Genomic DNA, 23012 nt, shown 5'->3' on the forward strand with positions numbered 1-23012 from the left:
GAGACATAAGATAAGGCTCTATAATATTTATAGTGGGAAAATCCTCTATAGGTAGTATGGAGCCTACTTTGTTGTAGCCCCATATAATTTATACTGAAAAGCATTCAAGCTATCATTAGAAAGAATCATATGGAACAAATTAATGTTAGTGAAACGTAGTGAAAATAGACGGGTAAACAATTGAAAAACTAGTCTATAAAGTGGTATAATAGCAGAAAAATAAATTAGTAAGAAATTGATTTTATTTTAGCGAAAAATTACAGAAATGAATGGTTTTTCTTGATGAAACAGAGAAAAGAATTGTACCTCTTTTTTGGTCGGACAGCCTTGTATTTTATTATCTTTCTAGGGCTACTTTACTTTTTTAGCTATCTTGGTCAGGGTCAAGGAAGCTTTATCTATAATGAATTTTAACTTGAAGGAGAATCCTTATTATGTCAAATAAACCAATAGTAGATATGATTGAAACCATTGAGCATTTTGCTCAGACCCAGCCTAGCTATCCTGTTTACAATGTTTTGGGGCAGGAACACACTTATGGAGATTTGAAAGCTGATTCGGATAGTTTGGCTGCAGCCATTGACCAACTAGATTTACCTGAGAAGTCTCCTGTGGTTGTTTTTGGTGGCCAAGAATATGAAATGTTGGCAACCTTTGTAGCGCTGACTAAGTCGGGGCATGCCTACATTCCAATTGACAGCCATTCGGCCTTGGAGCGAGTTTCAGCTATATTAGAAGTAGCGGAGCCAAGTTTGATTATTGCCATCTCAGAATTTCCATTGGAGCAGGCTTCTACACCGATGATGACTCTAGCTCAGGTTCAAGAAGCCTTTGCTCAAGGGACTAGCTATGAGATTACGCATCCAGTTAAGGGCGATGATAACTACTATATTATCTTTACTTCTGGTACAACTGGTAAGCCAAAGGGAGTGCAGATTTCTCATGACAATCTCCTCAGCTTTACCAACTGGATGATTACAGATAAGGAATTTGCGACGCCAAGTCGTCCGCAAATGCTGGCTCAGCCACCTTATTCTTTTGACCTGTCCGTCATGTACTGGGCGCCGACCTTGGCACTGGGAGGTACGCTTTTTGCCCTTCCTTCAGCTATTACTCAGGACTTTAAGCAACTCTTTGCGACCATTTTTTCATTGCCAATCGCTATCTGGACTTCAACGCCTTCTTTTGCGGATATGGCTATGTTGTCAGAAGACTTTAATAGCGAGAAAATGCCTGGCATCACGCATTTCTACTTTGATGGCGAAGAATTGACGGTTAAAACGGCTCAAAAACTGCGCGAACGTTTCCCAAATGCCCGTATTATCAATGCTTACGGCCCAACAGAAGCGACAGTGGCCCTGTCAGCAGTTGCCGTGACAGATGAGATGCTAGCGAATCTCAAACGTCTACCAATTGGCTATACCAAGGCTGATTCTCCAACCTTTATCATTGACGAGGAAGGAAATAAACTGCCAAATGGTGAACAGGGAGAAATCATTGTTTCAGGACCGGCCGTTTCAAAAGGTTATATGAACAATCCTGAAAAAACGGCCGAAGCCTTTTTTGAGTTTGAAGGTCTACCAGCCTACCATACAGGAGATGTGGGAACTATGACAGATGAAGGCTTGCTTCTCTACGGCGGACGCATGGACTTCCAGATTAAGTTCAACGGTTACCGCATTGAGTTAGAAGATGTCTCTCAAAACCTCAATAAGTCTCGCTTTATTGAGTCAGCAGTTGCTGTCCCGCGTTATAACAAGGACCACAAGGTGCAAAATCTACTGGCCTATGTCATCCTAAAGGACGGTGTCCGCGAGCAGTTTGAGCGTGATATCGATATTACCAAGGCTATTAAGGAAGACCTAGCAGATATCATGATGTCCTATATGATGCCATCTAAGTTTCTCTATCGAGACAGTTTACCACTAACGCCTAATGGTAAAATTGATATCAAGGGCTTGATTAACGAGGTAAACAGTAGATGATGGAGCTTTATAAACAGCTACCTCATTTGGAACCTTATGGTGATTTTCAGTACTTTTTATACGTGATTGCTGCAACTTTGCCCATCTTTATCGGTCTCTTTTTCAAGAAACGCTTTGCCTGGTATGAAGTATTGGTTAGCCTCTTCTTTATCGTCACCATGTTGGTGGGTGGAAAGACCAATCAATTGGCTGCCTTGAGTATTTACCTGTGCTGGGAAATATTGCTCTTGCTTTTCTACAAGCACTATCGAAAAAGTAAGGATGGCAAGTGGGTCTTCTACTTAGTTAGTTTTCTGTCCTTACTTCCGATTATCTTTGTCAAGGTGCAACCAGCTATCAATGGAACGCAGTCTTTGCTTGGGTTCTTGGGAATTTCTTACCTGACCTTTCGTTCGGTTGGAATTATCATCGAGCTGAGAGATGGAGTGATTAAGGATTTTACCCTCTGGGAATTCCTCCGTTTTCTTCTCTTCATGCCGACTTTTTCAAGTGGTCCAATCGATCGCTTTAAGCGTTTTAATGAAAATTATCAGACCATTCCTGAGCGGGATGAGTTGATGGATATGTTGGATGAATCTGTTCGCTATATTATGTGGGGATTTTTGTATAAGTTTATCCTGGCTCATATTTTAGGAGAAACTTTACTACCTCCTCTGAAGAATCTAGCTTTGCAGTCAGGTGGCTTCTTTAACCCCTATGCTTTAGCGGTTATGTATACCTTTGGTATGGAGCTCTTCTTTGACTTTGCAGGTTACTCTATGTTTGCCTTGGCCATCTCAAACTTAATGGGAATTCGTAGCCCTATCAACTTTAATAAGCCTTTTTTATCAAGGGATTTAAAGGAATTTTGGAATCGTTGGCACATGAGTCTTTCTTTCTGGTTCCGTGACTTTGTCTTTATGCGAATGGTGATGGTATTGACCAGAAAGAAGGTTTTTAAAAATCGTAATGTAACCTCAAGCGTGGCCTATATTGTAAATATGCTGATTATGGGATTTTGGCACGGTGTGACCTGGTACTACATCGTCTATGGACTCTTTCATGGGATTGGACTGGTCATCAATGACGCTTGGGTTCGTAAGAAAAAAGCACTCAATAAGGAACGGAAAAAAGCAGGGAAGCCTGCTCTACCTGAGAATCGCTGGATTCAGTTGCTTGGCATGGTTGTCACCTTCCATGTCGTCATGCTGTCATTCTTAATCTTTTCTGGATTTTTGAATGATTTATGGTTTAAAAAATAAAAGGAAATAAAATATGGATATCAAATCAGAAGTTATTGAAATTATTGATGAGTTGTTTATGGAAGATGTTTCTGACATGATGGATGAAGATCTTTTTGATGCAGGTGTCTTGGATAGTATGGGAACGGTTGAATTGATTGTTGAGATTGAAAATCGTTTTGACATTCGTGTTCCAGTGACGGAGTTCGGTCGTGATGACTGGAATACGGCTAATAAAATCGTAGAAGGTATTACGGAGCTACAAAATGCTTAAACGCTTGTGGCTAATCTTCGGGCCTCTGTTTCTTGCTAGTTTTCTTGTCTTATTATTGATTTATTTGTATCCTGGTAATCAAAGTCATAATTTGTTAGAAGAAAAACATTCTGCGGCTGCAATTAGCACGGAAAGTTTTAAAGAAAGAAGTCAAAAGATTAGGGCCCTTTCAGATCCTAATATGCGTTTTATCCCCTTTTTTGGTTCAAGTGAGTGGATTCGTTTTGATAGTATGCATCCTGCTGTATTAGCTGAAAAGTATAATCGTTCTTATCGTCCATATTTTTTGGGGCAGGCGGGGGCGGCTTCTCTCAATCAGTACTTTGGTATGCAACAAATTTTGCCAGAAATTGAGAATAAGCAGGCGGTATTTGTGATTTCGCCTCAGTGGTTTACGGAGACTGATTATGAACCCGCAGCGTTTCAGAGATTTTTTAACAGTGACCAATTGACAGCTTTTCTGGAAAATCAATCGGGTGACACTGCTACAAAGCATGCGGCTATTCGATTGTTAAAGCAGAATCCTAATGTTGCATTAAAAGGCATTGTTCAAAAACTGTCAAAGGGTGAAGAATTATCAGAGGTTGATCAGGTTGCTATTAATATTTTTGCCCGATTCAATGAGAGACAGGCTTCTCTATTTGGTCGGTTCTCCATTAGAGGAAAACTCAAATATAAGGAACATGTGGAAAATTATTTAAAAGATCTTCCAGATCAATTTTCTTACCAAGAGTTAGAAAAAATTGCTCGAAAGGATGCAGAAACAAATACGACCAATAATGATATGGGAATGGAAAATTATTTCTATACAAGAGAGGTTAAGAAGGATTTGAAAAAATGGGAAGGGTATCAAAAGAATTACAGCTTCCTAAAATCATCTGAATATAATGATTTACAGTTGGTTCTCAATCAATTTGCAAAATCGAAAGTTAATGTCCTCTTTGTCATCCAACCTGTCAATAAGAAATGGATGGACTACACAGGGCTCAGAGAAGATATGTACCAGCATGCAGTGGAGAAAATTCGTTACCAATTAGAAAGTCAAGGTTTCACTAATATTGCTGACTTTTCAAAAAATGGAGGGGATCCTTATTTTGTTAAGGATACCATTCACCTAGGTTGGTTGGGTTGGCTTGCTTTTGACAAGGCAGTTGATCCTTTCTTATCTAATCCCACACCAGCTCCGACTTACCATCTGAATGAACGCTTTTTCAGCAAAGACTGGGCGACTTATGATGGGGATGTTAAGGAATTTCAATAAATTGATTAAAAGCTTGAATTTTTTAGTTCAGGCTTTTTTGTTAAATGGCGAATATTTTAGTAAAAAATATGTTGAAAGTTTCAAAAATATTGTAAATAGCGTATAATATAGTGTAAATGAGAAAAAGATAGGGATTTAAAAATGAATAAACGTTTCTTGTTACCTGTCTTGTCGACAGCCCTATTGGCCCCAGTCTTATTGGCTGGGCATGCTTATGCTAATGAAACGGCTAGTTCTATAGAGAAGTCACCTGCTGTAGCAACTCCTGCAGCTCCAACAATAGAGGCGGCAACTCCCACAACTGTTGAATCAGCGGAAGCAAAGGAAGCTCCTGTTGAATCTCCTAAAAGCGAAGAAAAAGACACCGTTATCTTGCACACCAATGATGTTCATGGTCGTATTGTTGAGGAAAAGGGCGTTATTGGAGACGCTAAGCTAGCGACAGTCATCGAGCAGGAACGCGCGAAATCAAATCAAACGACTCTCGTCGTAGATGCTGGAGATGCCTTCCAAGGTTTACCGATTTCTAACTCTACAAAGGGTGAAGCACGCGCCGAAATTCTCAATCAGATGCAGTATGATGCCATGGCAGTAGGAAATCATGAGTTTGACTTTGGTTTAGACGAAGCTAAGAAATACAAGGAAATCTTGAAATTCCCATTACTTAGTTCAAATACCTACGTCAATGGTGCTCGTCTCCTTGAAGCTTCTACAATCGTTGATAAAGATAAGACTGTGGAAGGTGATGAGTTTGTCGTGATTGGTGTGACAACACCTGAAACAGCTACCAAAACTCACCCTAAAAATGTCAAAGGAGTAACCTTTACAGATCCAATCACAGAGGTGAATAAGGTTATTGAAGAAGTGCAAGCTAAGGCAAATACCGAAGGTAAGAACTACAAACACTATGTCGTCCTTGCTCACTTAGGTGTAGACACGACAACCCCAGTCGAATGGCGTGGTTCAACTCTGGCAGAATCCTTGTCTAAAAATCCTCGTTTGAAAGGGAAACGCGTAACAGTAATCGATGGTCACTCTCATACAGTAGAATCAACAACCTATGGGGAAAATGTTACCTATAACCAGACAGGAAGCTACCTTCATAATGTAGGGAAAATCATCTACAAATCACGTCAGCTTTTGGGAAATCCAACTCAGATTGCGGCTGCTGATGCTAAAAAACTACCAGCAAATCCAACAGTTGAAAAACTAGTCAAAGACATTAAACAAAAATACGATGCTGAAAATGCTGTTGAAGTCGTTTCAAACAGCCCAGTAGAACTCAACGGTGACCGAGAAAATGTTCGAGTCCGTGAAACTAACCTCGGAAACGTCGTAGCAGATTCCCTCTATCAGTATGGTCAAACAGGATTTAGCCATCCGGCTGACATCGCTGTGACAAATGGTGGTGGACTGCGTGAAACTATTGCAAAAGGAAAACCAATCACAAAAGGTAATGTTATTGCTGTTCTTCCATTTGGAAATACCATTTCACAAATCCAAGTGACTGGGCAACAAGTATTGGATATGTTTGAAAAGTCACTCGGATCTATCTTGCAGGTCGATAAGGATGGCAAGAAGGTCTTGGATGAGAACGGACAACCATTACTAGAACCAAGTGGTGGCTTCTTGCAAGTTTCAGGAGTGAAGGTCTACTATGATACTAACCTACCATCAGGCAAACGTGTCTTGGCAATCCAGGTCAAAAACCGCATGACTGGTCGTTATGATTTCCTAGATCTCGTAAAAACCTACTATCTTGCAACTAATGATTTCCTAGCTGCAGGTGGAGATGGTTACACTATGTTAGGTGGTGCGCGAGAAGAAGGTCCTTCTATGGATGCAGCCTTTGAAGAATATTTGAAAACCGCTGATTTGAGTCAGTATGAAAAGATTAATCCAAATTCACGGACGATTTCTGTTGATTCTAAAAACTTTAGTCTACCTACAGAAACATCTCAGACGGATACAGCTACAGGTGATGCAAATACTACTGTAAAACTTTCTTATGAGGTGGCAGGTCAATTTAGCAAGAAGGAAGTCGTTTCAGAAAAAGTTCTTCCAAATACAGGTAGTGAACAATCTATTTTCTTGCTTTTAATGGGAATGGTCGCAGGGTTAGCAGGTATCTTTGTAAGTCGAAAATCACAGCAAAAATAAGTTAAATTTCAAATCTAAAGGAGTCTAGGGAAACGTTTTTATAGCTCTTTCCCTTGACTCTTTTTTGGTTTATGATATAATTAACCAGTAAAGAATCGGTAACTATCGGCACTTTTATCTAAAAGTGATAGTTAAGAAAGGAGTAACACATGAGACAGCTTGCGCAGGAAATTGATACTTTTTTGAATGAGGTGATTTTGCAGGCGGAAAATCAGCATGAAATCCTAATAGGTCATTGTACTAGCGAGGTGGCCCTGACCAATACTCAGGAGCACATTCTCATGCTCTTGTCAGAGGAATCTTTAACAAATTCAGAGTTGGCCCGTCGCCTCAATGTCAGTCAGGCGGCAGTTACCAAGGCCATTAAGTCTTTGGTCAAGGAAGGAATGTTGGAAACATCTAAAGATCCTAAGGATGCGCGTGTGATTTTTTATCAGTTGACTGATTTGGCTCGTCCAATCGCTGAGGAGCACCATCATCACCATGAGCATACACTTTTAACCTATGAACAAGTGGCGACTCAGTTTACTCCAAATGAACAAAAAGTTATTCAGCGGTTTTTGACTGCTTTAGTAGGAGAAATCAAATAATGAGATATATTACGGTAGAGGATTTATCCTTCTATTATGATAAGGAGCCCGTTCTTGAACATATCAATTATAGTGTTGATAGTGGGGAATTTGTTACCTTGACAGGGGAAAATGGGGCAGCTAAGACGACACTGATTAAGGCCAGTCTTGGAATCCTTCAGCCACGCATTGGAAAGGTGACTATTTCAACGACAAATACGCAGGGTAAGAAATTGAGAATAGCCTATCTTCCCCAGCAGATTGCCAGTTTTAATGCTGGTTTTCCAAGTACGGTTTATGAGTTTGTCAAGTCGGGTCGCTATCCGCGAAAAGGCTGGTTCCGTCGTTTGAATGCTCATGATGAGGAGCATATCAAGGCCAGTTTAGACTCAGTTGGTATGTGGGAACACCGAGACAAACGCTTGGGGTCTCTATCTGGAGGACAAAAGCAACGAGCGGTGATCGCGCGTATGTTTGCTTCTGACCCAGATGTATTTATCCTAGATGAGCCTACAACGGGGATGGATGCAGGAAGTAAAAATGAATTTTATGAACTCATGCACCACAGTGCCCATCATCATGGCAAGGCTGTTTTGATGATTACCCATGACCCTGAAGAAGTTAAGGACTATGCGGACCGCAATATCCATCTAGTCCGTAACCAAGACTCACCATGGCGTTGTTTCAACGTTCATGAGAATGATCAGGAGGTAGACCATGCTTAGTTTATTATCTTATGACTTTATGCAGCGTGCCTTTCTGGCTGTTATTGCCATGAGTCTTTTCTCGCCAGTTCTTGGAACCTTCCTTATCTTGCGTCGTCAGAGTTTGATGAGTGATACCCTTAGCCACGTTTCGCTTTCGGGTGTAGCCTTTGGTCTGGTTCTGGGGATTTCTCCGACTATTTCTACTATTGCTATTGTCTTGATTGCGGCAGTCTTCCTGGAGTATCTCCGTACGGTTTACAAGAACTTTATGGAAATCGGGACAGCTATCCTCATGTCAACAGGTCTGGCTGTTTCTCTGATTGTCATGAGCAAGGGTAAAAGCTCTAGTTCTATGAGTTTGGACCAGTACCTTTTCGGCTCAATCGTGACTATTAGCGAAGAGCAGGTCATTTCCCTCTTTGTCATTGCGGCGGTTGTTTTGATTTTGACCTTCCTCTTCCTTCGTCCGATGTACATTTTGACCTTTGATGAGGATACGGCCTTTGTGGATGGCTTGCCAGTTCGTACCATGTCCATTCTTTTTAACATGGTGACGGGGGTGGCCATTGCCCTTATGATTCCAGCTGCGGGAGCTCTTCTGGTATCGACCATTATGGTCTTGCCAGCTAGTATTGCCCTGCGTCTGGGGAAAAACTTTAAATCGGTTATGCTGCTTGCCAGTGCTATTGGATTTTTGGGAATGGTAGCAGGACTTTACATTTCCTACTATGCAGAAACACCTGCAAGTGCAAGTATTACCATTATTTTTGTAACTGTTTTCTTGCTAATCAGTTTAGTAAGACGTTTTATCAAATAGGAGATGAACATGAAAAAAATTAGCTTATTACTCGCCAGTCTATGTGCCTTGTTTTTAGTGGCTTGTTCCAATCAAAAGCAGGCAGATGGCAAACTAAATATTGTGACAACCTTTTACCCTGTCTATGAATTTACCAAGCAAGTCGCAGGAGATACGGCTAATGTAGAGCTCCTAATCGGTGCTGGTACAGAACCCCATGAATATGAACCGTCTGCCAAGGCAGTTGCCAAAATCCAAGATGCAGATACCTTCGTTTATGAAAATGAAAACATGGAAACATGGGTTCCTAAATTGCTAGATACTTTGGATAAGAAAAAGGTGAAAACCATCAAGGCGACAGGCGATATGTTGCTCTTGCCAGGTGGTGAGGAAGAAGAGGGAGACCATGATTATGGAGAAGAAGGCCATCACCATGAGTTCGATCCCCATGTTTGGTTATCACCAGTTCGTGCTATTAAACTAGTAGAGCATATCCGTGACAGCTTATCAGCAGATTATCCTGATAAAAAAGAGACCTTTGAGAAGAATGCTGCTGCCTATATCGAAAAATTACAAGCCTTGGATAAGGCTTATGCAGAAGGCTTGTCTCAAGCCAAACAAAAGAGCTTTGTAACGCAGCACGCAGCCTTTAACTATCTCGCCTTGGACTATGGACTCAAACAAGTCGCAATCTCAGGCCTTTCTCCAGATGCAGAGCCATCAGCTGCTCGTTTGGCAGAATTGACAGAGTACGTCAAGAAAAATAAAATTGCCTATATCTACTTTGAAGAAAATGCCTCACAAGCCCTTGCTAACACACTTTCAAAAGAGGCAGGTGTCAAAACAGATGTCCTCAATCCTTTGGAAAGTCTGACAGAAGAGGATACCAAGGCTGGAGAAAACTACATCTCCGTTATGGAGAAAAACCTAAAGGCTCTGAAACAAACAACGGACCAAGAAGGCCCAGCAATTGAGCCAGAAAAGGCAGAGGATACCAAGACAGTCCAAAATGGTTACTTCGAGGATGCAGCTGTCAAGGACCGCACCTTGAGTGACTATGCAGGTAACTGGCAATCAGTTTATCCTTTCCTTGAAGATGGTACTTTTGATCAAGTGTTTGATTACAAGGCTAAGTTGACAGGTAAGATGACTCAGGCTGAGTACAAGGCCTACTATACAAAAGGCTATCAGACAGATGTGACTAAGATTAATATCACTGATAACACTATGGAATTTGTTCAAGGTGGACAAAGCAAGAAATACACTTATAAGTATGTTGGAAAGAAAATCTTGACTTATAAGAAAGGCAATCGTGGCGTGCGCTTCCTCTTTGAAGCCACAGATGCTGATGCTGGACAGTTCAAGTATGTTCAGTTTAGTGACCACAATATCGCCCCAGTTAAGGCAGAACATTTCCATATCTTCTTTGGAGGCACAAGCCAAGAAGCCCTCTTTGAAGAAATGGATAACTGGCCAACCTATTACCCAGATAACCTATCTGGCCAAGAAATCGCCCAAGAAATGTTGGCGCATTGATGAGAAATCGACTAGTTCATAGGAGCTAGTCGGTTTTTTGAAATAGGGACTGATGTGTAGCCTATTTCATGTGTCGGCGGATAGCCTATAGCTGTTATCTTTGGTAGATGCAATTTTGTTTCAAGGAGCAGAGTATCATATTGGGAAAGGATCTTATAAATAATAATCAAATTTCACTCCTTTTAAAAATATTTGTTAGATATTTCACAAATAATTGAAAACGAATACAAAAAGTAATATAATGATGTTAAATATATAGCGCGAAGGCGCAGGAGGAAAATTATATGGCTACATTTTATGTTCCGGCAGTCAACCTTATTGGAAAAGGTGTTGTAAATGAAGTGGGTCCTTATATCAAGGAACTTGGCTATAAAAAGGCACTTTTGGTGACAGATAAGTTCATAGAAGGCAGTGACATTTTACCTAAGGTTTTAAAACCGCTAGATACAGAAGGAATCGAATATGTCATCTTTAGCGATGTAGAGGCAAACCCTACTTGTAAGAATGTCACAGATGGGGTAGCTGCTTTGGAAGAACATGGATGTGATTTTATCATCAGTCTTGGTGGGGGTTCTCCACAGGATGCAGCTAGTTGTATTTCTATCATAGCAACAAATGGTGGAAAACCACAGGATTATGAAGGGCTTCATAAGTCTGCTAAAAAAGGCTTGCCAGTTGTGGCTATCAATACAACGGCAGGAACTTCTGCAGAAATTACTATTAACTATGTGATTACCGATGAAGAACGCAAGGTTAAGATGGTAATGGTTGACAAGAATAGCCTTGCTCTTATCTCTGTTAATGACCCTGAATTGATGATTTCAAAACCTCAAGCCTTGACTGCTGCGACAGGTATGGATGCTCTGACTCACGCTGTTGAAGCTTTGGTAACACCTGGTGCTTATGATGTAACCAAGAAACTGTCTATTGGTGCTATTGAGCTTATCAAGGAATACCTTCCTCGCGCTGTAGCAAATGGACACGATATTGAAGCGCGTGAAGGTATGGTCAATGCTATTTTCCTTGGTGGTATGAGCTTTAACAATGCTGGTCTTGGTTATGTTCACTCAATGGCTCATCAACTCGGTGCAGTATATAACTTGCCACACGGTGTTTGCTGTGCTATGTTGCTACCAGTTATAGAACGTGAAAATGCTAAACGTGTACCAGAAGCTTTCCGCAATGTTGCTAAAGCCTTGGGACTCCATGTAGAGGATAAATCAGATGAAGAGTGTGCCGATTATGCGATTGCTGAGATTGAGAAGCTTTCTGAGACAGTAGGTATTCCTAAGAAATTGACTGAACTTGGTATTGAAGAAAAAGATTTCGACTTTGAATACCTTTCTAAGAATGCCTTGATTGATGCCTGCGCACCAGGAAATCCATTTATGCCAACCTTAGAAGAAACGATTGCCTTTTATAAAGAGTTATTTTAGCAAGAGATTAGACGACAATGTGACAATTCACCTCTAATTATTGACATTTCAGGAAAAATCGCAGTAAAAACTGCACAGCCTTCTTTAAATGTGCTATAATACAGGAAAAATAATGATGGAGGTCACGATAATGGCAACATTTTTGATGATTTTTGTGGTGGTTTGTGTGCTCCTATTGGTGATAGTCACACTGAGTACAGTTTATGTGGTTCGTCAGCAGTCGGTGGCGATTATTGAACGCTTTGGGAAATACCAAAAGGTTGCCAATAGCGGTATTCATATTCGATTGCCTTTTGGGATTGACTCGATTGCAGCTCGGATTCAGTTGCGCTTGTTGCAAAGTGATATTGTGGTTGAGACTAAGACCAAGGACAATGTGTTCGTTATGATGAATGTAGCGACTCAGTACCGTGTCAACGAGCAGAGCGTGACAGATGCCTACTATAAACTCATGCGTCCAGAATCTCAGATTAAATCTTATATCGAAGACGCTCTTCGCTCTTCTGTTCCAAAATTAACCTTGGATGAATTGTTTGAGAAAAAAGATGAGATTGCCCTTGAAGTTCAACACCAAGTGGCGGAAGAAATGACTACTTACGGTTATATTATTGTGAAAACCTTGATTACTAAGGTCGAACCAGATGCAGAAGTTAAGCAATCCATGAATGAAATCAATGCGGCGCAACGTAAGCGGGTCGCAGCGCAAGAATTGGCGGAAGCCGATAAGATTAAAATCGTCACTGCAGCGGAAGCCGAAGCAGAAAAAGACCGCCTTCATGGTGTGGGGATTGCCCAACAACGTAAGGCGATTGTGGATGGATTGGCAGAGTCTATCACAGAACTCAAGGAAGCCAATGTTGGTATGACAGAAGAGCAAATCATGTCCATTCTTTTGACCAACCAGTATTTGGATACCTTGAATACCTTTGCCTCTAAAGGAAATCAGACTATCTTTTTACCAAATACGCCAAATGGTGTGGATGATATCCGTACACAAATCTTGTCAGCCCTACGTGCTGAGAAGAAATAATAGACTAAAGAGCCTGGAGTCAGGCTCTTTTTGCGTAGCTCTTGTAGCTTTGAGGATTAAAATCCTCCTCTACAAATTATAGAATCTTTTCTGAGTATTTAGGAAGTGATGGAGGAAATATTGAAAGCGCTTTTGTTTTGTGCTATAGTCAAATTGATAGACTTAATGAGAAAGGGATGCTCATATGAGAAGAGAAGAAGTTTTACGAAATCACTGGTTTTTTAGTCAAGAGGTGGGGAAAGAAGATGCCTTGGCATCGGATTTTCAGAGGGAAAATTGGCAGGCTATTCAAGTGCCACACGACTGGAGTATTTACAATGATTTTGACCAGTATTCGCCCGCGCAAAATGAGGGTGGTCAGCTAAATGGGGGTCAGGCCTGGTACCAGACGCAGTTTTACTTGGAAGAAGATGCCAGTCTTGTATCAGTGCGTTTGTTGTTTGATGGAGTTTACATGAATGCCCAAGTCTATATCAACGGGCAAGTGCTGGGCTATTATCCCAGTGGCTATACGCCCTTTTCTTATGATATCACGCCTTATCTAAGAAACGATGGGACAGCCAACCAGCTTGCGGTTTTTGTGGAAACTCAGCTTGAAAGCAAGATTTCAAATGACGGATCTCAGTCCGTTTCGGTGTATTTGGAACAGAGTATCTGGTATGATGGACAACAGCTGTCAGACTGGCAGGCGACAGACTCTCTAGTGATTGAGTCTGGGGACAAATATTCATTCCAACAAGCCATATCAATTTTCCAACCTTTGCTTTGGGATATTGATCATCCCCACATTTACCAATTGAAGACTCGCCTTTACAAAAATGGCATTTTGGTTGATGAAGAAGAGGAGACTTTTGGTTACCGTTATATGGATTGGCAAGCGGATAAGGGTTTCTTTCTAAATGGTCGCTGGTTGAAGATTCATGGGGTTTGTTTGCACCATGACTACGGAGCGCTGGGAGCTGTGGAAAATAGGTCAGCTGCTGAGAGACGCTTGCGCCAGATGAAGGAAATGGGCGTCAATGCGATTCGAATCACCCATAATCCAGCTAGTAGTATCTTGCTGGATGTGGCTGCTAAAATGGGGCTACTTATTCAAGAAGAAGCCTTTGATACCTGGTATGGAGGCAAGAAAGAATATGATTATGGTCGCTTTTTTGAGGAAGAAGCGACTCATCCAGAAGCGAAAGCAGGCGATTTCTGGTCAGATTATGATTTGCGCACCATGATTGAACGTGGTAAGAACAATCCAGCGATTTTTATGTGGTCCTTGGGAAATGAAGTCAGCGAAGCAAATGGCGATGCTCATTCATTGAAGACGATTAAACGCTTGCTAGAAAGGGTCAAGGAAGTGGATGATAGTCGTTTTGTGACTATGGGAATGGATCAATTCCGCTTTGGAGATGGGTCTGGAGGTCATGAAAAGATTGCTGATTTGCTGGATGTGGTGGGCTTGAATTACTCAGAAGACAATATTGATGGGATTCGCAAAAGACATCCCAGGTGGCGACTTTATGGGTCTGAAACCTCATCGGCTACAAGGACGCGTGATGGCTATTTTCGCCCAGCTAAGGAATGGGTTGGGGATAATCGCCGCGTGCGGAATTTTGAACAGTCAGACTATGGCAATGATCGAGTTCCTTGGGGGAAGACGGCGACGGCTTCTTGGACAGCAGATAGAAATCGGCTAGACTATGCGGGTCAGTTTATCTGGACAGGAGTGGACTATATCGGTGAGCCGACTCCTTGGCACAATCAAAATGACACGCCTGTCAAGAGTTCCTATTTTGGGATTGTGGACACAGCAGGGATTCCTAAAAATGACTATTATCTCTATCAAAGTCAGTGGTTGGACCTAGATCAGCACCCCATGGTTCATATCTTACCTCATTGGAATTGGGAAATTCATAAGAGTTATCAACAAGTTGTGGATAAGTATGGGGATATCCCTGTTCGAGTGTATTCAAATGCTAGTTCAGTAGAGCTATTTCTCAATGGAAAATCCCAAGGTAGGAAGACTTTTCAGGAAAAATGGACTTCAGATGGCAGAAAATACCAAGAAGGAGATTCCCCAGTTATTGGATTTTATCCACAAACTGTGGATAACCCTGTGGACAAGGTGGGGAATAGTGAAGTGATTTGGGAGACGAGTTGTAGTGCCTATGCCATTATCACGCAGGGAGTGCTTCATTGCTTGTCTGCAGGCGACGTAGATATCCGCGCTAGTTATCAAGGGAAGACCTATCAAACTCATTTGCAGATTACAGAAAATATCTCACTGATGCAGGCAGTTTTTGTACGACCGCTTCGCTTGTATACAGATAAGAGAACTTATCCACAGTTTCCATCTTCAGTCTTGGTTGACTCTGAGTCTGGCAGAGTAAAGAGAGTCATACTCAATTATTTTCAAAAAGCAACCTTGTCCATTGTCTGCTGACAGTGGACTTTAAAACGCCTTTTTCTAGTCCTTGAATAACTTCTTGAAGCTTATCAATGACGGCTTCCAATGTTTGGAAAGCTTTATTTTTAAAGCCTCGTTTTCGAATTTCTTTCCAGACTTGTTCAATAGGGTTCATTTCTGGTGTATCTGGTGTATAAGGTGGGATAAAAGCCAACTCCATATTACTTGGAATCTCTAAGGTACTTGATTTATGCCATATAGCATTATCCATTACAAGTAAAATATAATCATCTGGATAAGCTTGTGAGACTTGCCGTAGAAATTCATTCATCCACTCAGTATTGCATCCTCCAGTAATAAGGAAGAAGGAATCTCCTGTCTTGCCCCATAACAATAGCGATATTCTCGCATATAATGACTATAAATGTTAGGTCGGATTCCTTGAGGAGCCCAACAAGAACTCATCTTACTGATTCTCCCGTAACTAGCTTCATCTTGGTACATCAAACGTACTTTGTTATAAGTCCCCTCTTCTTTAAAGCGCTTACTTAAGGTCTCGAATGTAGATTTTATTTTTAGACGTCTCAATTGTTTGAGCGTCTGCCTTCTTGGGATGTTCAGGTCGAGGAGTGACTGTTCGCTAACCATGGCGTTTCAGGAGATAATAGAAACCATCACGTGTGGAAGTACGACCAATCTCTTTTTGATAGGCTTCAAATAACTGATTGATAGTTACAAATTCCCCAGCCTGAGCAACTTCTATATGACGTTTTAGAAATGTTTTCTTTTCTTCATAAGTCATATATTCTCGATGACGTCCACCACGGGTCTCTTGAAGAAGAGACTCTGAACCGCCAAATAACCAGAGCGATCCATCAGTCAAGCAGACAACTGCTAGACTATAAGAACTGGTCTGAGAAGGACAGGAAGATGTTTAGTGAACAACGCAGACGTGAAGAACAAGCATTGTTAGCACAGGACTTTGCCTTGGAAAAAGGCATTGAACAAGGTTTAGAGCGTGGGAAAATCTTTACCTTTCTAGATTTAGTACATCAACATGTTTTAACTTCCAAATTTGCGAGTGAGCAATTGGGAATGACCGCAGCTGAGTTTGATGTCCCACTATAGATGAGAATGGGGACATGTTATCGAATTAGATAGCATGTTTTGTTTTTGGACAATAGTTAATGCTTGTTTTGGTTTTTAAACTTACTCAAATTCTAATTATATATATGTAAGATTTTCTGAAATTAAGTATAAATTGCTCAAAAACACAATTTAATAATATATTAACTTATTATATATTGTGATGCGAAAAAATTCAAAATTAAGCTATCTGAAAATTCCCTAATTTCTCAAAATATTTTCTCTTTTTTTGCGAAAATTTTGAAGTCAAAAAGTTTGCATATATACTGAAAATAGTATAGAATGAAGATGTAGGTTTCTGGATGTACAAGAGGATATTTCTTATTCATTTCAAGGAATAAATTTTGTCAGGTAGAAGCTAAATTAACTAATTCTAAAAGGAGAAAAAAATAATGGAAAACAAACCATCTATGAGTCGTGTTGAACGTCTGCACCGTGAGAAGGTCACGCGTTACTCGATCCGTAAATATAGTTTTGGAGCGGCTAGTGTAGCGGTCGCTGCTCTTTTCATGTTCTTAGGTAATGGAGCTGTTTCAGCTAATGAGCTAAGCAAACAAGAGACATCTGTAGAAGCTCCAGCGCCATCATCTGAGAACCAATCAACTTCAGAAAGCATTCCAGCAGCACAACCAATTGCAGAAGAGCCTACTGCTAAACCAGCAGAAGCAACAACTCCAGCTTTGGACAAGACTCAACTTGAAAGTTACATTTCAGAAATTGAAACAAAACTTTCTAACGGTTCTTACGATAACAAAACAGAAGAAAGTGTCGCAGTATTAAAAACTAAACTAGAATCTGTAAAAACTACATTAGCTAACGCAACTACTCAAGCTGAACTAAAAAAAGCTTACAGCGAACTTGTCACTACAGCTAATACTAAATTAAAAAACAAACCTGTAGAGAAAAAAGAAACTCTAGCAGTAGATACAACTGAAGGTAAAGAAACTGTAGGTAAAAAAGCAGAAAACACAGAGAAAAAATCAGAATCTAACTCAATCGAAAATACAGGATCTAATGATGCTCGTAACGGTAAAGAATTAGACAAAAACAATGCTTTCCGTGCGGAAACTGATACAGAAAAACCAAAAGTATCAATCGATTATGATGATCCAGCATCTCAAACTTTCTGGGTAACTCCAACAGAAGAAACAAATATCACTGGACGTATCAAGATTACAGATAACAGTGGTAAGATTGTTAGAGGTTGGATGCAAAAAATGGGTAGTGGAACTGAGACTGATATAGGGTATGGATTACACAACTCTAATATTGATACTGAAACACCAGCAACAACTGACCAACCAGCGACACTTTCTGTTACAGGAAAATTGCAAGATCGTCACCCTAATGGAAATCCATGGACTAATGGTTCAACAGTAGTATCACGTAAAGTTCGTGCTAAAGATGCAAGTAACAATGAAATCGACAACGAAGGTACATCTGATCCAGCATATCAAGTATGGTTCAAAATTCGTTCACAAAACGTAAAATACACAGAAGATTTAGCAAATAAAGCTGCAAACTTTGATAAAGTTGTGGTGGCTGATCCAGCACAACTTCAACAAGCAGAATTAGATAAAATCAAAGCTGAATTACAAGCAGGTGACGGAAACAACCTTAACGGTAAGATTGCAACAGTTACTCAAGTGGGCGATAAAATTGTTGTAACCTATAATGATGGGACTACAACTGAACGACCAGTAACAGATTTTGCACGGGTAAACGTTAAACCAGTTGGGAATATTCCATTTTCTAATTCGACTACAAAAGAGATTTATGTCTATAAAGGCGAAGAAACGAATATCGAATTATCAGCAACAGATGACTCAGGAAAACTGAAAGATATACGTATAGGAGAAGGATCAAGAGGAAATAACCTTCCAGGTGCTGCTGGTGCTAGAATAAACAATCAGTATGGACTAACGTTCTCATCTCAGAGAAATGAAACTGACGGAATTGTAGCGACACAAGATAATCCTGCTAAGGTAACGATTACGGGGACAATATCGGTGCCAAATAAACCAACTTATACAGGTAAGTTAGTAACACGATATCTAATCGCCGAAGACTTAGATGGTGCAACGTTCTCAGAACCTATTGGAAATCAGGAAACTGCGAATCCTTTACCAGAAGGTTACTTTAAGTTAATGGTTCGTGAGCAAACTCAAAAATATGATATTCAAGTACAAACAAATGAAGCTGGTAAGATTTCTGTTGCTGATGTAAACAATCTATCTCAAGCTGATTTTGAGAAAATTAAAAACAACATCAAGATTAAATACAATACTGCAGATGATGCACGATTGCTTGATAAAAACGGTAAATTAGTAGAAAATGCTTCGAACTACATTGACACTATAACTAAGCAAGGAGATCAGATTGTTGTTACTTATAAAGACGGCTCAACAGATTCTGTTGCTTTAACTAGTGTTTTACGCAACAATCCAGCACCAACAGTAGAAGTTCCATACTCAAACTTAGCTGAGAAACAAGTTTATGTCTATACTGGTGAAAATACGGATTTGACATTCAAAGCAACAGATGATGCTGGAATCAAAGATATGTATTTACGTGGTCCAGGGGGTATCACTGGAGACAATACTGCAGGTTATGGCTTCACAACAGGTAAGATTAATAATGAAGCAGTTACAAATGGTGTGGGAACAGTTTCAGATGATAAGCGAACAGCAACAATTAAAATGACAGGTGTCACTACACTTACAGCACCAAACCGTTGGACAAGTTTTATTGCTGCTAATGACAATGATGACGCTAGTTCAATGCCAGCAGATCGTGACTTTAACGCTTTAGATGTTGACCCAGATGCAAAATCCAAACCAGGATATGTTCAATTTATCGTTAAAAATCAAACATCTAAATACGATATTGCAGCTCCAACAGAAAAAGTAGCAGTAGTAGATCCAGACAATGTAACTGAAGCAGACTTAGCGAAGATTAAAGAAAAACTAAAACTTGAGTACTCTAACAGCAATGATGATGCTAACTTAGCTGATAAAAAAGGTAAGAGTGTAGATGACAAGGATTCTAAGATCAAGTCAGTAACAAAAGATGACCAAGGAAATCTTGTTGTAACGTATACAGATGGTTCTACAGATAAGAGACCTTTATCTGAGTTTGTAAGTTTAGATAAGCAACCGGCGATTAATGCAGTTAACAAAGCAGCAGAAGATAAGATCGCAGAAATCAACAAAACTCCAAATGCTACAGATGAAGAAAAAGCAGCAGCAATCGCAAAAGTAAATGCAGATAAAGAAAAAGCTGTAGCCGCAATTAATGATGCTAATGTAACGACAAAAGATGCTATTGATAAAGCTCAAGATGCAGGAACTGATGCAATTGCAAAAGATACCCCGGTAGTAGCTAAAAAAGATGAAGCTAAAAAAGCAATCGATAAAGCGTTAGAAGATAAAAACAAAGCAATCGATGATCGCACAGATTTAACTCCAGCAGAAAAAACAGCAGCTAAGAAAGCCGCTGAGAAAGCAGCTGATGACGCTAAGAAAGCAATCGATGCAGCAACAACAGACGCAGCAGTAGATGCAGCGAAAAATGCTGGTACTGGAGAAATTGCGAAAGTAAACCCAGTAGCGAAAGCAGCAGCTAAGCAAGCAATCGCAGATGAATTAGCAGAAAAAGAAAAAGCAATCGATGCACGTCAAGACTTAACAGAAGCAGAGAAAGCAGCAGCTAAGAAAGAAGCTCAAGATAAAGCACAAGAAGCAACAGATGTTATTAACGCACAACCATCTAATGCAGAAACACCAGAAAAAGCAGCAGAAGCACAAACAGCAGTAGATGGTGCTAAAGACAAAGGTGTAGCAGATGTTAAAGCTGTAAACCCAGTAGCGAAAGAAGCAGCTAAGCAATCGATCGCAGATGAGTTAGCAGAAAAAGAAAAAGCAATCGATGCGCGTACTGACTTAACTCAAGAAGAAAAAGACGCAGCTAAGAAAGAAGCTCAAGATAAAGCAAAAGAAGCGACAGATGCTATTGATGCACAGCCAAACAACGCAGAAACACCAGAAAAAGCAGCAGAAGCACAAACAGCAGTAGATGGTGCTAAAGATAAAGGTGTAGCAGATGTTAAAGCTGTAGATCCAGTAGCGGCTAAGAAACCAGCGGCTAAGAAAGCAGTTGAAGATGCTCTTAAAGATAAAGTAGCTGCAATTGACGGACGTGAAGACTTAACTCCAGCAGAAAAAACAGCAGCTAAGAAAGCCGCTGAGAAAGCAGCTGATGACGCTAAGCAAGCAATCGATGCAGCAACAACAGACGCAGCAGTAGATACAGCGAAAAATGCTGGTACTGGAGAAATTGCGAAAGTAAACCCAGTAGCGAAAGAAGCAGCTAAGCAAGCAATCGCAGATGAATTAGCAGAAAAAGAAAAAGCAATCGACGCTCGTAAAGACTTAACTGACGAAGAAAAAGATGCAGCTAAGAAAGAAGCGCAAGCTAAAGCAAAAGAAGCGACAGATGCTATTGATGCACAGCCAAACAATGCAGAGACACCAGAAAAAGCAGCAGAAGCACAAACAGCAGTAGATGGTGCTAAAGATAAAGGTGTAGCAGATGTTAAAGCTGTAGATCCAGTAGCGGCTAAGAAACCGGCGGCTAAGAAAGCAGTTGAAGATGCTCTTAAAGATAAAGTAGCTGCAATTGACGGACGTGAAGACTTAACTCCAGCAGAAAAAACAGCAGCTAAGAAAGCCGCTGAGAAAGCAGCTGATGACGCTAAGCAAGCAATCGATGCAGCAACAACAGACGCAGCAGTAGATACAGCGAAAAATGCTGGTACTGGAGAAATTGCGAAAGTAAACCCAGTAGCGAAAGCAGCAGCTAAGCAAGCAATCGCAGATGAATTAGCAGAAAAAGAAAAAGCAATCGATGCGCGTACTGACTTAACTCAAGAAGAAAAAGACGCAGCTAAGAAAGAAGCTCAAGATAAAGCTAAGGAAGCAACAGATGCAATCAACGATCAACCAGCTAATGCAGAGACACCAGAAAAAGCAGCAGAAGCTCAAGCCGCAGTAGATGCAGCTAAGAAAACAGGTGTAGATGAAGTTGCAGCTGTAAATCCAGAAGCCAAAGCTAAACCAGCAGCTAAGAAAGCCATCGAAGATAAATTAGCAAAACAATTGGAAGATATTGCTAACACTCCAGATGCTACAGATGATGAGAAGAAAGTTGCAGCAGATGCAGCTAAAGCTCTAGCAGAAGAAGCTAAGAAAGAAATCGATAAAGCTGGAACAGATGCAGCAGTTAAGAAACTTCAAGAAGAAGCTGAAAAAGAAATCGAAAAATCTGTCCCTGTTGTAGAAGATAAGCCAAATGCACGTAAAGCAATTGATGAAGAAGCACAAGCTAAAAAAGAAGCAATTGATGCACGTGACGACTTGACTCCTAAAGCTAAAGAAGAACTTAAAGCTCAAGTAGACAAGATTGCAGAACAAGCTAAAAAATCTGTAGATGCAGCTAAAACAGCAGAAGCTGTCAATGGAATTGAAGAATCAGATAAAGCGGCTATTAAAGCTGTAGGTGAAGTGAATATTCCGGCTGATAAAGTTCTTGTAAATGATCCAAGTGCTTTAACAGATGATGAAAAAGCTAAGGTCTTAGAAGCTGTTAAGAAAGTAAATCCAGATGCTAAAGAAATTACTCAAGATGCAGATGGAAATATTACTGTTACAACTCCAGATGGTCATCAGGAAATCATCACTCCTGAACAAGTTGTGAAAACTTCTGATACAGCAAATGAACCAAAAGCAGGAAATGATGTAGTTAAACCAGCGGATAAAGTGGTTGTAGCAGATCCAGCTAAATTAACAGATGCTGAAAAAGAAAAAATTAAAGCAGCTGTAGAAGCAGTAAATCCAAATTCTGTAGTAACAGTAGATGAAAAAGGAAATGCTAAAGTATCAACTCCAGATGGACAAATACAAGTGATTCCTGTAGATGAATTAGTACGTACTGCTGAAGATATTAAGAAACCAAACGCAGGCAATGACATCGTTAAACCAGCGGATAAGACAGTAGTAGCGAATCCAGAAGCTCTCACTCCAGAAGAGAAGAAAGCGATCGAAGATAAAGTTAAAGCTGTAAATCCAGATGCAACAGTAGTTGTAGATGACAAAGGTAATGCGACAGTCACAACCCCAGCAGGTAAGACAGCAGTTATCCCAGCGTCAGACTTGACTAAGTCAGCAGCAGACGCAGCTAAACCAAATGCAGGCAACGATGTAGTTAAACCAGCAGATAAGACAGTAGTAGCAAATCCAGAAGCTCTCACTCCAGAAGAGAAGAAAGCGATCGAAGATAAAGTTAAAGCTGTAAATCCAGGTGCAACTGTAGTAGTAGACGATAAAGGCAATGCGACAGTCACAACCCCAGCAGGTAAGACAGCAGTTATCCCAGCAGCGGACTTGACTAAGTCAGCAGCAGACGCAGCTAAACCAAACGCAGGTGATGACATTGTT

13 protein-coding genes and 3 pseudogenes are annotated in these 23012 nt (G+C 40.5%); 15 read left to right on the forward strand and 1 reads right to left on the reverse strand.

Annotation, left to right across the window (positions count from 1 at the left end):
• Window positions 1–282: 282 nt before the first annotated feature.
• From D8845_RS04820 to D8845_RS04880, 13 genes and pseudogenes are all read left to right on the forward strand, one after another.
• Window positions 283–414 (forward strand): teichoic acid D-Ala incorporation-associated protein DltX, encoded by a 132-nt coding sequence (locus D8845_RS04820; RefSeq protein ID WP_004262018.1) that lies wholly within the window; start codon window positions 283–285, stop codon window positions 412–414.
• A 20-nt stretch (window positions 415–434) separates the two neighbouring features.
• Window positions 435–1985 (forward strand): D-alanine--poly(phosphoribitol) ligase subunit DltA, encoded by a 1551-nt coding sequence (gene dltA, locus D8845_RS04825; RefSeq protein WP_125452672.1) that lies wholly within the window; start codon window positions 435–437, stop codon window positions 1983–1985.
• The gene (gene dltB, locus D8845_RS04830; protein WP_125452673.1) at window positions 1982–3226 is read left to right on the forward strand and encodes a D-alanyl-lipoteichoic acid biosynthesis protein DltB; all 1245 of its coding nucleotides are present in this window, start codon (window positions 1982–1984) and stop codon (window positions 3224–3226) included. Before dltA ends, dltB begins: the two co-directional genes overlap by 4 nt.
• Window positions 3227–3239: 13 nt before the next feature.
• Window positions 3240–3479 (forward strand): D-alanine--poly(phosphoribitol) ligase subunit DltC, encoded by a 240-nt coding sequence (gene dltC, locus D8845_RS04835; protein WP_000351973.1) that lies wholly within the window; start codon window positions 3240–3242, stop codon window positions 3477–3479.
• Window positions 3472–4740, forward strand: a complete 1269-nt coding sequence (gene dltD / locus D8845_RS04840) for a D-alanyl-lipoteichoic acid biosynthesis protein DltD (protein WP_125452674.1) — start codon at window positions 3472–3474, stop codon at window positions 4738–4740. The genes dltC and dltD overlap by 8 nt, the downstream gene beginning before the upstream one ends.
• A 141-nt stretch (window positions 4741–4881) precedes the next feature.
• On the forward strand, window positions 4882–6900 hold the full coding sequence (gene nt5e / locus D8845_RS04845; protein ID WP_125452675.1) for a cell surface ecto-5'-nucleotidase Nt5e: 2019 nt from the start codon (window positions 4882–4884) through the stop codon (window positions 6898–6900).
• A gap of 149 nt (window positions 6901–7049) precedes the next feature.
• A complete protein-coding gene (gene adcR / locus D8845_RS04850) occupies window positions 7050–7490 on the forward strand; it encodes a zinc-dependent transcriptional regulator AdcR (RefSeq protein WP_125452676.1) in 441 nt (146 codons plus the stop codon).
• The gene (locus D8845_RS04855; protein WP_125452677.1) at window positions 7490–8194 is read left to right on the forward strand and encodes a metal ABC transporter ATP-binding protein; all 705 of its coding nucleotides are present in this window, start codon (window positions 7490–7492) and stop codon (window positions 8192–8194) included. The genes adcR and D8845_RS04855 overlap by 1 nt, the downstream gene beginning before the upstream one ends.
• A complete protein-coding gene (locus tag D8845_RS04860) occupies window positions 8187–8993 on the forward strand; it encodes a metal ABC transporter permease (protein WP_045612455.1) in 807 nt (268 codons plus the stop codon). The genes D8845_RS04855 and D8845_RS04860 overlap by 8 nt, the downstream gene beginning before the upstream one ends.
• A gap of 9 nt (window positions 8994–9002) precedes the next feature.
• A complete protein-coding gene (adcA, locus tag D8845_RS04865) occupies window positions 9003–10508 on the forward strand; it encodes a zinc ABC transporter substrate-binding lipoprotein AdcA (RefSeq protein ID WP_125452678.1) in 1506 nt (501 codons plus the stop codon).
• Between the two features lie 284 nt (window positions 10509–10792).
• A complete protein-coding gene (locus tag D8845_RS04870) occupies window positions 10793–11944 on the forward strand; it encodes an iron-containing alcohol dehydrogenase (RefSeq protein ID WP_125452679.1) in 1152 nt (383 codons plus the stop codon).
• Window positions 11945–12089: 145 nt separating this feature from the next.
• A complete protein-coding gene (locus D8845_RS04875) occupies window positions 12090–12974 on the forward strand; it encodes an SPFH domain-containing protein (protein WP_004235732.1) in 885 nt (294 codons plus the stop codon).
• A 184-nt stretch (window positions 12975–13158) separates the two neighbouring features.
• A pseudogene (locus D8845_RS04880) lies at window positions 13159–15036 on the forward strand (sugar-binding domain-containing protein); the annotation flags it as partial.
• Window positions 15037–15367: 331 nt separating this feature from the next.
• Here the strand turns inward: D8845_RS04880 and D8845_RS04885 are convergent.
• Window positions 15368–16225: pseudogene (locus D8845_RS04885) on the reverse strand (IS630 family transposase); the annotation flags it as partial.
• Window positions 16226–16234: 9 nt separating this feature from the next.
• On the opposite strand from D8845_RS04885, the pseudogene D8845_RS04890 reads away from it, so the two are divergent.
• A pseudogene (locus D8845_RS04890) lies at window positions 16235–16500 on the forward strand (hypothetical protein); the annotation flags it as partial.
• A gap of 410 nt (window positions 16501–16910) precedes the next feature.
• A partial coding sequence (locus D8845_RS04895; RefSeq protein ID WP_125452680.1) for a DUF1542 domain-containing protein occupies window positions 16911–23012 on the forward strand: 6102 nt, incomplete at its 3' end.

The organism is Streptococcus mitis (genome assembly GCF_003942865.1).
Taxonomy (GTDB): Bacteria; Bacillota; Bacilli; order Lactobacillales; family Streptococcaceae; genus Streptococcus; species Streptococcus mitis_BI.

What these genes read in the sequence shown, in the direction of transcription:
- D8845_RS04820 (WP_004262018.1), top strand. Translation starts at nt 283, where the DNA reads ATGAAACAGAGAAAAGAATTGTACCTCTTTTTTGGTCGGACAGCCTTG.
- dltA (WP_125452672.1), top strand. Translation starts at nt 435, where the DNA reads ATGTCAAATAAACCAATAGTAGATATGATTGAAACCATTGAGCATTTT.
- dltB (WP_125452673.1), top strand. Translation starts at nt 1,982, where the DNA reads ATGATGGAGCTTTATAAACAGCTACCTCATTTGGAACCTTATGGTGAT.
- dltC (WP_000351973.1), top strand. Translation starts at nt 3,240, where the DNA reads ATGGATATCAAATCAGAAGTTATTGAAATTATTGATGAGTTGTTTATG.
- dltD (WP_125452674.1), top strand. Translation starts at nt 3,472, where the DNA reads ATGCTTAAACGCTTGTGGCTAATCTTCGGGCCTCTGTTTCTTGCTAGT.
- nt5e (WP_125452675.1), top strand. Translation starts at nt 4,882, where the DNA reads ATGAATAAACGTTTCTTGTTACCTGTCTTGTCGACAGCCCTATTGGCC.
- adcR (WP_125452676.1), top strand. Translation starts at nt 7,050, where the DNA reads ATGAGACAGCTTGCGCAGGAAATTGATACTTTTTTGAATGAGGTGATT.
- D8845_RS04855 (WP_125452677.1), top strand. Translation starts at nt 7,490, where the DNA reads ATGAGATATATTACGGTAGAGGATTTATCCTTCTATTATGATAAGGAG.
- D8845_RS04860 (WP_045612455.1), top strand. Translation starts at nt 8,187, where the DNA reads ATGCTTAGTTTATTATCTTATGACTTTATGCAGCGTGCCTTTCTGGCT.
- adcA (WP_125452678.1), top strand. Translation starts at nt 9,003, where the DNA reads ATGAAAAAAATTAGCTTATTACTCGCCAGTCTATGTGCCTTGTTTTTA.
- D8845_RS04870 (WP_125452679.1), top strand. Translation starts at nt 10,793, where the DNA reads ATGGCTACATTTTATGTTCCGGCAGTCAACCTTATTGGAAAAGGTGTT.
- D8845_RS04875 (WP_004235732.1), top strand. Translation starts at nt 12,090, where the DNA reads ATGATTTTTGTGGTGGTTTGTGTGCTCCTATTGGTGATAGTCACACTG.